This window comes from Acinetobacter sp. ANC 5054 (genome assembly GCF_002135295.1).
Classification (GTDB): Bacteria; Pseudomonadota; Gammaproteobacteria; order Pseudomonadales; family Moraxellaceae; genus Acinetobacter.
The window spans coordinates 168571-184138 of sequence record NZ_NEGG01000007.1; the positions used below are offsets into that span (position 1 = coordinate 168571).

Annotated in this window: 13 protein-coding genes and 1 rRNA gene; 1 reads left to right on the top strand and 13 read right to left on the bottom strand. The window is 38.6% G+C overall.

Going from position 1 to position 15568, the window contains the following annotated elements:
* Positions 1-5: 5 nt before the first annotated feature.
* The 5 genes from filE to B9T33_RS09230 all read right to left on the bottom strand — a co-directional run bounded on the left by filE (position 6) and on the right by B9T33_RS09230 (position 6285).
* Positions 6-1286, bottom strand: coding sequence for a putative pilus assembly protein FilE (filE, locus tag B9T33_RS09210; RefSeq protein WP_265733593.1), 1281 nt, complete (start codon positions 1284-1286; stop codon positions 6-8).
* A gap of 32 nt (positions 1287-1318) precedes the next feature.
* Positions 1319-2983: an OmpP1/FadL family transporter gene (locus B9T33_RS09215; protein ID WP_086178622.1), complete on the bottom strand. Its 1665-nt coding sequence runs from the start codon at positions 2981-2983 to the stop codon at positions 1319-1321.
* 12 nt (positions 2984-2995) lie between these two features.
* A complete protein-coding gene (locus B9T33_RS09220; protein ID WP_086178623.1) occupies positions 2996-4183 on the bottom strand; it encodes a hypothetical protein in 1188 nt (395 codons plus the stop codon).
* A gap of 63 nt (positions 4184-4246) precedes the next feature.
* Positions 4247-5080 (bottom strand): C39 family peptidase, encoded by an 834-nt coding sequence (locus tag B9T33_RS09225; RefSeq protein WP_086178624.1) that lies wholly within the window; start codon positions 5078-5080, stop codon positions 4247-4249.
* Between the two features lie 197 nt (positions 5081-5277).
* Positions 5278-6285 carry a DUF6160 family protein gene (locus B9T33_RS09230; RefSeq protein ID WP_086178625.1) on the bottom strand — a complete coding sequence of 336 codons (1008 nt, stop codon included), beginning with the start codon at positions 6283-6285 and terminating at the stop codon, positions 5278-5280.
* A gap of 254 nt (positions 6286-6539) precedes the next feature.
* Here B9T33_RS09230 and B9T33_RS09235 point away from each other — a divergent pair, with 254 nt between their 5' ends.
* Entirely contained in the window at positions 6540-7883 is a 1344-nt protein-coding gene (locus tag B9T33_RS09235) for an anthranilate synthase component I family protein (RefSeq protein ID WP_086178626.1), read from the top strand.
* 109 nt (positions 7884-7992) lie between these two features.
* On the opposite strand, the gene hisC is transcribed toward B9T33_RS09235, so the two are convergent.
* From hisC to rrf, 8 genes are all read right to left on the bottom strand, one after another.
* Positions 7993-9090, bottom strand: a complete 1098-nt coding sequence (gene hisC, locus B9T33_RS09240) for a histidinol-phosphate transaminase (RefSeq protein ID WP_086178627.1) — start codon at positions 9088-9090, stop codon at positions 7993-7995.
* Positions 9091-9184: 94 nt separating this feature from the next.
* On the bottom strand, positions 9185-10489 hold the full coding sequence (hisD, locus tag B9T33_RS09245; RefSeq protein WP_086178644.1) for a histidinol dehydrogenase: 1305 nt from the start codon (positions 10487-10489) through the stop codon (positions 9185-9187).
* Between the two features lie 187 nt (positions 10490-10676).
* Positions 10677-11375 carry an ATP phosphoribosyltransferase gene (gene hisG / locus B9T33_RS09250; RefSeq protein WP_086178628.1) on the bottom strand — a complete coding sequence of 233 codons (699 nt, stop codon included), beginning with the start codon at positions 11373-11375 and terminating at the stop codon, positions 10677-10679.
* Positions 11375-12631 (bottom strand): UDP-N-acetylglucosamine 1-carboxyvinyltransferase, encoded by a 1257-nt coding sequence (gene murA / locus B9T33_RS09255; protein WP_086178629.1) that lies wholly within the window; start codon positions 12629-12631, stop codon positions 11375-11377. The genes hisG and murA overlap by 1 nt, the downstream gene beginning before the upstream one ends.
* A 6-nt stretch (positions 12632-12637) precedes the next feature.
* Positions 12638-12889: a BolA family iron metabolism protein IbaG gene (ibaG, locus tag B9T33_RS09260; protein ID WP_086178630.1), complete on the bottom strand. Its 252-nt coding sequence runs from the start codon at positions 12887-12889 to the stop codon at positions 12638-12640.
* A gap of 135 nt (positions 12890-13024) precedes the next feature.
* A complete protein-coding gene (hpf, locus tag B9T33_RS09265; RefSeq protein ID WP_086178631.1) occupies positions 13025-13357 on the bottom strand; it encodes a ribosome hibernation-promoting factor, HPF/YfiA family in 333 nt (110 codons plus the stop codon).
* Positions 13358-13525: 168 nt separating this feature from the next.
* A complete protein-coding gene (locus B9T33_RS09270) occupies positions 13526-14980 on the bottom strand; it encodes an RNA polymerase factor sigma-54 (RefSeq protein ID WP_086178632.1) in 1455 nt (484 codons plus the stop codon).
* 462 nt (positions 14981-15442) lie between these two features.
* A 5S ribosomal RNA gene (gene rrf, locus B9T33_RS09275) occupies positions 15443-15557 on the bottom strand.
* Positions 15558-15568: the final 11 nt, after the last annotated feature.

Here is a 15568-nt window from a genome sequence, read left to right on the forward strand (position 1 = left end):
ATATCCTAACGGATTGCAGTTAATTTAAGCTGGCCTTGATTGGATAGGACACGACCATCCACATCAATCGCCGAAGCTAAAGGCGTTAATAATAAGTATTGGCTGCCCTTCGGTACTTGTATGATGCCTTCAATTTTTTCATGGTAAAAATGATCGGCCTGACCATCATTGTTTTTGAACCCACCTGCGCCTTCAATCACACAGCCTTTTGAGTCTAAAAACACTACGAAGGGCCAATAAAATGTTGGATTTTGTACCCTAGATGCAAACGAATTTATCCGAATATTTTGTAAAGGGCTTTTAAGTTTTACGACTTCATAGTCAAACTCTTCCGAAATTGGCGCACGTGGCCAAAGGTTAATATCCTGCTGTATATCCAACTCTTTAGCTTTCTTCATTTTTTTATCAGTAAAGCACTGTTGACCCAAACCTTGTACCGCATCGCTATTTGATACACGGTAATACGATGTTGCTAAGGTAATAGGTCCATTATCAACAGGTTGATCACGCTTAAATAAGTTATCAATTACAGAACGACCTACGCCTTTTTCGCGTTCAATCGTTTGCATACGCGTTTGACCCACTTTATTGTCAATCACACCTTCTGGCATGGTGTAAAAGCGTTTTTTTCCTTCTAAATTAAATTCTTTATTCTCAAGATATTCATTATTAACATATTTTTCACCATCAATCGTAGAAAATCCTTGTTCTATTTTATTCGTATTTTCTGCTTTTAGTTTCACAGGTGGTTCTGGAGTCTTTACTTGTGCTGCTTGCACTGGATTCTGATTCAGTGATTGATTTTCAATTATTTCAGCAGGTACTTGTTTTGTCGCTTCGGCTTTTTGTAATTGATCTACCCACGTATTTTTATATTGATTTCCAAGTGCCGCTTGATCGAACTCAATTGTATTTTTAACTGTAGGTTTTATCGGCTTGGCAACGATATCTTCGACCGGAAGTAGATTTTGTTTAACAACAGTTAATGGTACTGGTGTAGGCGTTACAACATGTGGTACTGCGATCGTTTGCTCAACAAGAGCCGGCAGAGTATTTTTTAGGTCTTTTTTTAACTGAACTTGTGGTGGGGATGGAATTTCAACTTGATTTACAACTGAATCAGAGATTTGCTTCGGTTTTGGCTGTTCCTTAAGTTCAACCTTTTTTTGCACTTTTTCTTGAATTTGAACCACCATTGGACGTCCATCTGGCCCAATAATGGTATGAAATGCTCCTGCATACGAAAAAGATACTTGCACTGTTGCCAGCGAAAGTATCGTCCCCATGAATAAAATCCTTTTCATTCTTATATCTTATCCTACCAACGCGTTCTATAATTTAACCCAAGAATTGTGATTTTTGTATCTGTCTTTACATTCAATCCAGCATAGGGGTTTAACAGTAAATTATTCACTCCAGTCAAGTTTGCAAGACTACTGGTATTTGCAGGAATATTATCTTTACTGCGTAAAAAGCCGATGGATAAATCAAGATCTGTATCAGCATCAAAACGATAACCAATCCCCATACCAAAAAGTTGCGCACCATTGATTGGAACCATGGTATTACGCTTTCCATCCGGAATAGATGTGCTACGAGGTTCATAGCCTGCCCTTAACTTCAAACGATCTGTAGCTGAATACTCAAGTCCAATACCCCAGTTCCATGGCGATGTAAACTTAAGCGGTAAAGCCAAAGAGTTGTCTGTCACATTTTCAGACAATAGTTTTGCAATTTTGAGTGCTGATAACTGTCGATCAAACTCAAAACGAAATTTGTCCCACGCTCGATAGTCTGTCCAGCCCACATCAAAGTTGACCTGTAAATCAGGCATTACTTTATATTTAATACCCGCTTGAACGTGCTGAGGATATTCAAAATCCATGGAAACCAAACCTGATTCTGAATCTGGCACCGCATTGGGGAAGCCTAAAATTGCAGCTAAAATTTGCCCTGTCGGTGAAGACATTAATCCTTTAATCATCTCCTGCGGCGCTTTGGCATTTTGCACACGATATCGACCCTTCATGCGCATTTTTGCAGCACTTTGATAGACCATACCAAAGCTAAATTCTTCACTCGGTTCCCACAATACCCCTAAGTTATAACTTGGACTTAAAGATTGTTCGAGTGCCAACTCCATTTGACCGAATTTCCCAAAAGGGTTCATGCCTTCTTCGGTATTACACATCCCCAATAATAAAATATCAGTAATAATGTCAGAGTTTTCTTTAAAAGGTGTACAGACGACTTCATCAATCATCCGTAACATTCCGATCAATTCATTCGGGAAACGTAAATCAGATTTCAACCCAATGGCTTGATAGGACATCCCGACACCACCACCAATGGATAGTTCATCGCTCACTTGGTAGGCCATGGTCGGTGAAAGATAGGTGATACGTTCTAAGGCAACTTGTTGCCCCATAAAATTACCAGGATTACCATTTTCCGCACCAAATCCCGCAATTAAAGGCGCATATACAGCTGTGGCAAATGTCGCTTTTGAACCTGGTGGATTATAAGCAATCCCCATCGTTGGTGCAGCAATCGGTTGGCCAGCACCAAAATCCACCATCTTTTTTAGGACGGGTACATATAATGTTGCGTACTCGACATCGCCTGAAACTTTATCTTTAAAATCAGTACAAATATCTGCAGCAACTTCTGGCCCATCGTTACATACCAATGGATCATCTGAATAACCAAAAACGTTATATCCCGCTGGAACTGTAAACTCACGTTGAATATCAAAGTTCGCTACAATCCCCTGCATATCCGTTTGCAAACCTTCGATTTTGGTCAAGGCAGCAGGGTTAAAATGTACTGCACTAATCCCTGGAGGATCGGCAGTGACTGCATTCCCGAGTGCAAGGGAACGTATATCAACTGAAAGGTTAGTACCTAATTGTGCAAATGCAGCACTTGAACAGCCCGTTAAAACAATCGCACTTACAATTGGGCTGAGTCGAATTCTACGCATACGACCGCCCTCTTAGCGAAGTTTTTTACCAAAACCTAAAATATCTAATGGGAAAGATAAACCTAAAGAAACATCAGGTGCATCTTCTGTTAAACCTAAGCCCACCGTTCCATTGACAATCGTATCTGGAGATACCCGAACACCAAGAGAGATGGCTAAAGTTGAACTGGTCTGATCTGCTGGAGAATATGATTCACCACTGCTATAAGTAAATTCAGCCCCTGTATTGAAACTTTGTTGGTAAGACATGGTAAGCGAAACATCATAGTTAAATGAGTATGCAAAACCAAATGCGAAACCACCACTAATGCCCGGTTCAAATTCTTCAATAACACGTGAACCACGTCGTTGGTTTAAGCCTGTTTCTTTAAAACCATAGTTAGCTGAAACTGAAGCGAATAGTACGACTGGATCAATATATTTACGAGTACTTGCACCCACACCTGCCGAGTAATATCCCTTACCTGTCGCAAGATCATTAACAGCATTGACTTCATATGGACTATCACCCGTTTTGGTAGATAAGTTACCAAATAAAATCAACGGTAATCGACCTTGTTTCAGTGGGAAAGGTTCCCAACGTGCGCCTAATGAAATATCACCTAGACCTGCCGTCGATGTATCTTTGAGTAAATCGGTTTTTGCAACTAATGGTAATGACGCAGAGAAAGTTAAATTATCCATCACACCATACTGAACAGTAAAAGTGTTGGTCATGGAGTGCGTTGCATTTTCTTGAACACGTAATTGATAGAGCTGGCCTTGAGCCATTTCCATATCAAGCTGTGTATCACGGTAGTAAGTGTAGTCAATATCATAAAAAGATGAAATTTCACCTTTTTTGATTAAAGAATATTGGCGTTCATTTGAAGTAAAAACTTCTTGTAAATTAGTTTCTTGGCTAGCATCACCTTCTTGCTTTTGCAAAGCATTAGACGCTTTATCTGCTTCTGAAACAGTTTCAGGCTGTGCTGCTGGCTCAGCACTGTCCTCTACAGATTCATACTGCCCAATTTCTGGCTCGGCAGCAGTTTCTTCAACAGTATCACTTGGAGTACTTGTCGCTGATTCCTCAACAACCGTTTCTTGATCTACTGGTTCATATTCTCCAAGGTTTTGATCATCAGCTGCATACGCAACCCCCATCACGACTTGAATACTCACAGCCAAGATTGTTTTGTTCATCCATTTACGATTCATGTTCCATCCCACCGCTTTTTATTTTTTTAATCCTGATTTACTTTTTACAGCTTTATTGGCTAATTACTTACTCTTGTAATACAGCCTTAAAAAATTGTAATTTGACTTTCCATAAGAATCCGACTCTTCATTCATATTTTTATCAAGTCGGATTGTCGAAGCTTTATCTGCAATTTTATCCATATAAAACTGTGGATATTGAATATCCACAAGCGCATAACGGTTAACCGTTGCATCATCGACATGACGTAAATCGGCATCCTGTAGAGCAAGTAAATTTTTTCGTTGTTCTGGCGCTACATTAATTAGGAATAGCGTGTTATTTTCCCAAATTTGCTGAAACCGAACTGCGTCAAAACTAATATTCCCCAACGCTGGATCAGCCACATAGACTCGCCCATCTTTATACGCTTTAAAGACTACGAAGTGTTTAAATCCGGCATATGAAATTGGAACAATGGCAGGTTGCCCTTGTTTAATCAAATCGGAAAATTCGCCTTTGTAACCACCACTTTCTAAGCCTAATGCGGCAACGAAACGTTTCATATCCAGTAAGGAAAAACTGCGACGCTCAACGATTTTTTCTGTTTCACCGAATTTTAGTAATCCATTCATGGTTTGTTGTTCGGTAATTTGAGTACCAACATAACCATTTAATAAGGTCGTTAAGGCGGCAGATCCACAACTGTAGTCATAAGCCTGACGTACAATTCCGCGGAATTGATCTTCTATGGCTGGTTTAATTTTTACAGCTTCACGGTGCATACGCGTAAAGGAATCATTTCGCGAATCCAAGGTTTCCGTGTATTGAACTGTACCCACTGGCTTTTCTTTTAAATCAAAGGACTCTTTGGCAAAGTAATACATCAATGCCGAGCCTACTGCTATCTCTAACATATGTTCTAACTTTTAGTTATCGGCAATGATGTGCCTTTTTTTCATTATTTTTTAGAGCAATTGCTCTACATCCATGTATTATGCAAGATACCTTCTTTTTTATAAAAAAACAGCTATTTTTTATGATATTTGCGGTCATTCTGCATTTTTTGTAAAAAAAAGCGCGTGATCTACACGCGCTTTTTTTTAATTATAGATTACTTACTTGAAATCGTAATTACAGAACCTGGAAGGTAACTTCCCATTGCTGGACTGTAGTAAGTTTGTAGACCTTGAACTTCGATATCGCCGATCGAGCCAGCGTCTCGGCTACCTAAATGAATACCTTTCACATAGTTATCAATTGGACCTGAATTACTTACCATTTGGATATAACCGTTATTTGTGCCAGCTTTACCATATACACGTACATTCTGATTAATAGTTAAGTCCGTTGAATTAGCATCAGCCACTTTAATGCTTTCAATAAAGATTTCGCCCGCAGCGCGGTCTGCAACACTTGAACCATCTCCTTTACCAGCTTTAGTAGATGCATCTAAAATACCTAGATTTTGTATTTCTAATCCACCAATCATTGTTGTACTAAGTTTAATCATTGCACCTTGTGGAGCAGCACCTAACTGAATATTGGCTGTCATTTTACCAGTCTTTAAAGAAAGACCTGATAAAATTGCGTTGTAGTTATTATTATCACCACCACGACGAATTGAAGTTGCACCAGCACCTTGAACATCATTAGATGCAGTTACGCCAATTTCACCAATATTAATATCTAAGCCCGAAACATCCGCTGCAATATTAATGAACGCCCCATTTGTGCCCGTACCAGCATCCGTATCAATGCGTAAATCAGCTAAATTACCAGTCGTTAAAAGGTAAGCACCCCCACCACCATAGTTTGCACCAATAACTATACCTTTATCTTTAACAACGTTAGTTTCTTTACCGCCTACCATTACTGATTTACCATTTCCTTTAATAGAAATAGCACCAGCTTCACCTGTACCACCTTTATCAGTTGCTAAACCATCATTATCGTGAATGAAAAGTTTTTCTATTTCGACTTTAGAAATACCAATACCAATATTGATACCGTCTTGACCTGTAGTTGAACTAAGTGCAGCATCATCCATTGCTTGCATAGCCATAGCATTTGCGCTGAACGCGATTGAAGATACTAAAGCTAATTTAGTGAAGTTTTTCATACGGTACTCTCCCAAGAGTATTTATTTTTTTTGGTTTTCAACCACTCGACTTATACAGTTGTTGTATTATTTTGTGACAACTGTTAAATCTTTCCTTGAGTAGTTTGCTCGCCTGATTAAATTATATCCATGTGCAAAATTGTTCAACTGTCGTTGGTCGCAATCTATTTCTTACCGATAAACGGTATATGCAATTCAATTGATTTAGGAATCGTATAAAATGTTCAGAATTTCTATTCAATGTAAACCTATAGATGTCTAACTTGACGATTTATAAAAAGTTAATCCTTCCTTCTCATGTCAGTGCTCAATCAATTTTGCAAGCACTGAACGAGCTAACACACGTGATTTTTTTGCAAGATATCGCACAACCAGTCATTGGGCTACTTTCAACCTATTGTCAAATTATCTCAAAAGGTGAGCTTAAAACTTATGTTAGACAAGATCTTCAAACTTATATCGAATGTAATGATGCTCGTGGATTAAACTTCAATTTTAACAATAGGCAAGACAGTCCAAACACAGGCTTTACAGGCGGTGTCATGGGTTTTATAGGCTATGATTTTGCTGCGAAACAACGTATTCAATTAAATACAAAGGATCAGCCCAATCTATTTTTAGGTGACTTTCAAAGTTATTTAAAATTGGAAGCTGAAGGTTGGACATTTTACAGCCATGAAGCTATTGCCCATGATATTTATGAACATGTTCTGCAATTGCTACATAAAAATTCTACACATTCAACAAGCTTTGGGCTTACAACAATATGCCAAGCACGTTGGAATAAAGCACAATATCAACATGCTTTCGATCAAGTGCAGGAATACATTAAAGCTGGTGATTGCTATCAAATAAATTTAACTCAAGAATTCACTGCATCAGCACAGGGACGATTACTTGATACAGCGGAGCAATTTTGGACACTTACTAATGCACCTTATGCAGGCTATTTACGTATTGATAATTTTGAACTTTTAAGTTGTTCACCTGAGTTATTTATTGATTTTGCAGCGAATCGAAAAATTATCACCAAACCGATTAAAGGCACAATGCCACGATTTGATGATCCAATACGAGATGCCGAGTCAAAACAAAAACTACAAGACTCCAAAAAAGATCAAGCTGAAAATGTCATGATTGTAGATTTACTGCGCAATGATTTAAGTGTTTATGCCGAAACTGGGTCTGTAAATACGCCCAAGCTTTTTAATATTGAATCATTTAATCAAGTTCATCATATGGTCAGCGAAGTTGAAGCAACACTGAAAGCTGAGGTTAATCCATTTGAGATGTTGTTATCTGCACTACCTGGCGGTTCAATCACAGGTGCACCTAAAATCCGTGCCATGCAAATTATTGAGGAGCTTGAAGGTGCTCCGCGTGGCGCTTATTGTGGATCACTTGGTTATTTCAATGAAGATGGCACAGGCTCTTGGAATATTTTGATTCGTTCAATTCAAAAATATCAAAATGATGTGTCTATATGGGCTGGTGGTGGTATCACCATTGCTTCAGATTGCGATGCTGAATATCAAGAGTGTTTTGATAAAGTCGAAGCTATGCTGAATTTACTCAACACTTGGTACACACCTGAGTAATTTAAAAAAGCGACTCAATCGAGTCGCTTTTTTAAAAATCTCCCCCTAGCCCCTCTTTTATAAAGAGGGGAATTCCTCCCTTTATAAAAGGGAGGTCAGGTGGGATTATTTAAACCAAAATCTCGTTTTTCAAAGTATCAACCAAACGCTGGTTTTGCTCATCTGTACCAATCGTAATACGTAAAAATTGATTGATGCGTGGCTTATTAAAATAACGAACAATAATGCCACGTTCACGTAATTCAGCAGCAAGTTGACCTGCATCTTTAGTTGGCAAAGTTGCAAAAATAAAGTTTGCCGCAGATGGTAATACTTTAAACCCAAGCTCAGAAAGCTGCTCTACAAGCTTTTCACGGCTCGCAATGACTTTGGCGTTTTGTGCTTCAAAGTAAGCTTGATCTTCAAAAGACGCCACCGCTGCTGCAATCGCAAAACGATCCATTGGGTATGAGTTAAAACTGTTTTTGACCGCTTCAAGCGCAGCAATTAAATGTGGCTGAGCAATCGCAAAACCAACGCGTAAACCCGCAAGTGAACGTGATTTAGAAGTCGTTTGACAAACCACTAAGTTTTCATATTTTTCAACCAACGATACTGCAGATTCAGCACCAAAATCGACATAGGCTTCATCAATCACCACAACTGAGTTTGGATTAGCTTGAAGCACTTCTTCAATTGCAGACAAACCTAATGCAATACTGGTTGGCGCATTTGGATTGGTAATGATAATCCCGCCATTCGGCTGTTTATAATCATCCACCACAATTTCGAAGTTATCATTCAACGGTAAAATTTTAGTGTTCGCGGCAATACCGAAGAACTGACTATAAACAGGATAGAAACTATAAGTAATATCTGGGTAAAGCACAGGCAGTTCTTGCACAAAAAATGCTTTGAAAATATGTGCTAAAACTTCATCAGATCCATTACCGACAAACACTTGCTCCACAGGCACATTTTGCTGTTTAGCAATCGCTTGTTTTAATTCTGACGCTTCAGGATCTGGATATAAACGAAGTACATCAGCTGAATCTGCTAAAACCTTTTGTACCGCTTCTACCACTTTCGGTGATGGTGGATATGGGTTTTCATTGGTATTGAGTTTTAAAATATTTTGAATTTTAGGTTGTTCGCCTGGTGTGTACGGTTCTAATTCACGTACTTCAGGACTCCAAAAACGCATTTGTTCAGGACTAATATTTGACATTTTATTTTCTCTAACTCCCTCTCCTCTTGCGTAGCTTCGCTACTCATCCCAAAGGGAGAGGGATATCCATTATTGAATAGATAAACTTTATGTATTAATTTTGATAACGGTAACGTGCAGAGCGTGCATGTGCATCTAGATTTTCTTGCTGCGCTAATATATCTGCTGTTTTTGCTAAGGTTTTTACACCCTGCTCTGAACACATGATTAAGCTTGAGCGTTTTTGGAAATCATAAACACCAAGCGGTGATGAGAAACGTGCTGTACCAGAAGTTGGTAAAACATGGTTCGGGCCTGCACAGTAATCACCAATCGCTTCTGGGGTATAACGTCCCATAAAGATTGCGCCCGCATGACGAATATCTTCAGCCATTGCTTCAGCTTCATCTAAACACAACATTAAGTGTTCAGGCGCCACTTGGTTAATCAATTCTGCACCTTCCGCACGGTCTTTCACCAAGACCAATGCACCACGGTTTTCAATTGAAGTACGTGCAATATCTGCTTTTGGTAAAGCTTCTAAATGCTTTTCAATCCATTCACCAACAGCATTGAGTAGTGCTTCATCAGGTGTAATGAATACCGCTTGTGCAACCGTGTCATGCTCAGCTTGTGACAATAAGTCCATCGCCAACCATTCAGCATTATTTTCGCCTTCAGCATAAACCAAAATTTCTGAAGGACCTGCGATCATATCAATACCGACTTGACCAAATACCGCACGTTTTGCCGCAGCAACGAAACGGTTACCCGGTCCAGTAATTTTATCTACACACGGAATCGTTTCAGTACCATAGGCTAATGCAGCAACCGCTTGCGCACCACCAATGGTAAATACACGATGTACGCCTGCTAAATATGCTGCTGCCAAGACCAATGGATTTAAATCACCATTTGGCGCAGGTACAACCATAATAATTTCAGCCACTCCTGCAACATGCGCAGGAACAGCATTCATCAATACAGACGATGGATACGAAGCTAAACCACCTGGTACATAAATGCCCACGCGATCAAGTGGTGTTACTTTTTGACCTAAGGTATTACCCAAAGCATCGACATAAGTCCAACCATCTTGTTTTTGTGCTTGGTGGAATTCACGCACACGATTTGCTGCAAGTTCTAAAGCTTCACGCACTTCGCTGCTTAAGCCTTCGAATGCCGCTTTTAATTGCTCTTGGCTCAGTTCTAATTCTGAGAATTGATGCGCTGGATGTCGATCGAACTGTTGTGTGAGTTTTAGAACATGAGCATCACCATGCTGACGTACGTCTGCAATGATTTGATCTACGGTTTTTAATAGTTCTGGGTCACTCACAGTTTCAAAAGCCAACAAATCAGCAAAGACTTGTTTGAAATTTTGATCTTGAGTCGATAAACGTCGCATCAATTTATCCACAATGAAAATAATGGGAAGCTTTAGTTTACCTGTTTTATCTGCATTTGTCGGTAACAACTGCCGACTATAAGTATGAATTTTATTGGAAATAGCATTTGGCTAAATTGATAAATTAATTTACTGAATCAAATCCTTAAAAATAAAAAAAACCGCCCTATCGGACGGTTTTTTAATAATAAGTTTTAACTTATTTTTTTGCGTTTTCGCGCTCTTCCACTGCTTTTTCAAGCTGAGCAAGTATCGGGTTCAATAAAGCCTGTTTACGCTTAAAGCTTGCTTTGTTCACAATTAAACGTGAAGAAACTTTACAAATTTCTTCCAACGGTTCTAAACCATTGGCACGTAAGGTATTACCCGTATCAACCACATCGACAATGTAATCACCTAAACCAACCAATGGAGCAAGCTCCATCGAACCATAAAGCTTAATCACATCAACTTGCTCGCCTAAGCTTGCATAGTATTGACGAGTTAAGTTCACGTACTTAGTCGCAATTTTCAAACGACCATTTGGACGAACCATGCCCACTTTACCTGCAGTCATTAACTTACAGTTGGCAATTTTCAAATCCAATGGCTCATAAACATTTTGCGCGCCATGTTCCATCAATACATCTTTACCCGCAACACCAATATCTGCTGCACCATTTTCAACATAAGTTGGTACATCAGAGGCACGTAAAATTAAAATACGCACCTGCTTATGAGTCGTTGGGAAAATTAACTTACGAGATTTATCCGGATCTTCAAGTAAGTTGATACCTGCTGTTTCCAGCAAAGGTAATGTTTCTTTTAAGATACGTCCCTTACTTAATGCTAAAGTTAAACCATGATCAAAATTGCCCATTACGTCAAAATTAGGATCATCGTTTCTCATATCGCTCATTAACTTACTCGCTTAATTTGGGCACCTAAACCTTGTAACTTCGCTTCGACATCTTCATAACCGCGGTCAATATGATAAATACGGTCAATTAATGTTTCCCCATCAGCGGCAAGTGCTGCTAAAACCAATGAGAAAGAAGCACGCAAATCTGTTGCCATCACAGGCGCAGCAGAAAGTTTTTCTACACCTGTCACAACAGCATCATTGCCTTCAACCTGAATGTTCGCACCCATACGTGCCAACTCAGGTACGTGCATGAATCGATTTTCAAAAATCGTTTCTGAAATTGTCGCAAAACCACGACCAATCGCATTGACTGCCATCAACTGCGCTTGCATATCTGTTGGAAATTCTGGATGTGGCAAAGTTTGAAAGCTCACAGCTTTCGGACGTTTACCCTGCATATCAAGTTCGATCCAGTCATCACCACGAGTGACTTCAGCACCCATTTCTTCAAACTTATCTAAGACAGACTCAAGTAAATTTGGATCTGTATTGGTAGTCTTAATCTTACCGCCTGTAATCGCCGCAGCTGCAAGATATGAACCGGTTTCAATACGGTCAGCAACAACTGCATATTCACAGCCATGTAGACTTTCTACACCAGTAACAACGAGTGTATCTGTATCTAAACCTTCAATTTTTGCGCCCATTTTAATCAACATTTGCGCAAGGTCAGTAATTTCAGGTTCACGAGCCGCATTACGAATCGTGGTCACACCATCTGCCAACACCGCAGCAGTAAGAATATTTTCAGTACCACCAACAGTCACCATATCAAAGACAACTTCGCCACCTTTTAGACGACCGTCGACTTTGGCATGTACATAACCTGCCTCAACCTCAATTTCTGCACCCAAAGCTTCTAACGCTTTAAGATGTTGATCGACAGGGCGCGAACCAATTGCACAACCACCAGGCAGTGAAACTTTTGCACTGCCATAGCGCGCCAATAATGGCCCAAGCACCAAAATGGATGCTCGCATAGTTTTAACCAACTCATACGGTGCAAATTGGTTATCAAGTGTTGAAGTATCAGCTTTTACTGTATCGCCTTCATAGCTAATTTGAACACCAAGACCAGCGATCAGTTTAACCAATGTGTTTACATCTTTTAAATTTGGAACATTGGTTAAGGTAATTGGTGTATCTGCGAGAATAGTTGCAGCAAGAAGTGGCAATGCAGCATTTTTCGCACCAGATATGCGCACTTCACCTTCGAGCTTTGTGCCGCCTTGAATCAGAAATTTATCCATTAATTATTAAGCTCCGAATAAGCTTGCTTTGCGCCATTCTTCTTTGGTCATCGCACGTATAGTCACTGCGTGTACTTCACCGCTGGCAATGTAGGAGTTCAAAGGTGCGTAAACAGATTGTTGACGAGAAACAGGACGATTGCCTTCAAATTGATCATCAACAATACGTAGATCAAATTTGCCGCCTTGCCCACTAACTGCAACCTCAGCTTCTGGAAAAGCAGCTTTTAAAATTTCAGTGAGCTGTTCACTATTCATCACAAGACCCCATATAGGACTAACGGTGTAAAACCCGTCATTTTACTATAAATCTGAAAAATAATTCATTAGTCACATACATTATATATATAAAAAAAGAGGTTATAAAAAACCTCTTTTTATACAAATACCAATCTAAACCGCTAAAGGTACATAAATCAGCTGCATTTTACGATGTTTGTGTAATTGTTTTTTTAGTTTTTCGGACAACATTTTTATTGAGGTATACATATCATCTGCACAGGCCTGAGCAAAAAACTCTGTCCCAGGTAAACGAATAATGGCTTCTGCAATATGATTGTCACTACCTTTTTTAGACCGTTTATCAACCTGATGATCTTTCGTCAGTTTTACTTGCATACTATTGACTTGATCTAAGTGCTTCGTCATTTCGGCAAATTTAAGACGAATCGTTTCTTCTATTGCTGGTGTAATTGTTAAATGGTGGCCACGAATTGTAATCTGCATAATTCTATCCCTCACCTTCTTTCAGGAGTGAAAAAGTTCAAGTCGAATCATCCAACTCAATATGCAAGGCACATTTACAACCATCAGATCATTTCGACTATTCCTTAAATAAAAAAGAGATTCATTATTTCGTCATAATGAATCTCTAGAATAGTCAGATTTTAAAAATTAGATCAATACTTTTCTTTCAGAAGATGATGGAATATGTAACGACTCACGATATTTCGCTACAGTTCGGCGTGCAACATCAATACCTTCTGCATTCAGTAATACTGCTATCGCATTGTCAGATAAAGGTTTTTTTACATTTTCTTCAGCAATAAGCTTTTTAATTTTGGCCCGAATCGCTGTAGAAGAAGCCTCTCCACCTGATGAAGTTCCAACATGGCTTGAAAAGAAATATTTCAATTCAAATAATCCACGTGGTGTCAGCATATATTTATTGGTAGTCACTCGTGAAACCGTTGATTCATGCAATTCAACTTCGTCAGCAATATCACGTAAGACCAAAGGCTTCATCGCTTCAGGACCCTGCTCAAAGAAAGCCCGTTGATGTTCTACAATACATGTTGCGACTTTCAATAAAGTTTTATGCCGTTCATCGATACTTTTAATAAAATTCTTCGCTTCAAGCATTTGATTACGTAAATATTGATTGTCATCGCTTTGATCTGCACGCTTGATCATGTTCGCATAAAATGAATTCACCCGAAGCTTTGGCATCACATCTTGGTTAAGTTGTACTAACCAGTGTGCATTCCTCTTCATCACAACAACATCAGGAATTTGATAGTCTGAATCTTTATTTTCAAATTCTTGCCCTGGATGTGCTTTTAATGTCTTTAATAGACCAATGGCTTGCTTCAATTGATCGGTATTAAGTCCAGTTTGTTTAATCAGCTTCGGTAATTCATTCGTAATCAGTAATTCATAATTTTTAAGTAGTAAAATCGCTTGATTACGATGACTTTCATTTTCAGGTAAATTCTCAACCTGAACCATTAGGCATTCAGCCAAATTACGTGAACCCACACCAACAGGATCTAGTCGTTGAATATGCTTTAATACAACAATAACCTCATCATCTTCAACTTCGTCCTCATAATCCATGGATTTAAGAAGATGTTGAACCGATTGCGTAATCTCACTAATTTCACCATCTAAGAAGCCTTTTTCATCCAGTGAATCAATAATGCAATGTGCTATTAATTTATCAACTAGAGAAAAATTCAAAAGATTTACTTGCTCAAGCATATGTTCTTGTAAGCTTTGATGGCTTTGCCGATTATCTTCACGTTCTTCAAATTCTGCGGCACCAAGACTTGTTGGTTGATGGGTATAGACATCATCCCACTCTGTATCGACAGGAAGTTCGTCTGGTAAGTGATCAGCATTCAACTCATTGGTTAAATCTTTATTATCTTGTTCTTGCTCTTTTAACGCATTCAAACTTTCAACAGAATTTTGATCTTCAACTTTTTCCAAAAGTGGATTGCTATCAAGTTGGATTTGAATCTCTTGTTCTAATTCCAAACTTGAGAGCTGCAATAAACGAATGGCTTGTTGTAGTTGAGGTGTCAATGATAAAGAATTGGCAACCTTTAACCCCATAGCTAATTTCATTTAGAACTCCCCTTTATTTAACCGCACTTTATAAGCAATTTTTATGCCGTTTTATTTTTTATAACATAATATAGTTGATAAATCCTAATTTTTTGCTTTTTTTACATACATTTTCTTGATTAAGATTTTAATTTATTAGTTAAATTTCACTTTAAATATTAATGATTTATTTTTAAGTATATTTATATTGAGCTCAATTATCTAAAAAAGAACTTAAACAATAAAAAATTATTTTGGATTTTAGATTAAAAAAATTTGTACATCATGCTAAAACCATTAATTTTAATAACTGGACAGAGTTTAGTTCATCTCCCAACCAATTAAAGCCCCTTATACAGTTAGTCAAAACCTTACCTTAGATGCTACTAATTTCTCATCTTAATTATATTTTTTATAATTTCCGTATAAATATAAGGCATAAAAAAATCCCCCAACCATTAGGTTGAGGGATTTCGAATAATGAGCTGGCGATGACTTACTCTCACATGGGTAACCCCACACTACCATCAGCGCTAAGAGGTTTCACTTCTGAGTTCGGGAAGGGATCAGGTGGTTCACTCTTGCTATTGTCGCCAGCACAACTGTTAT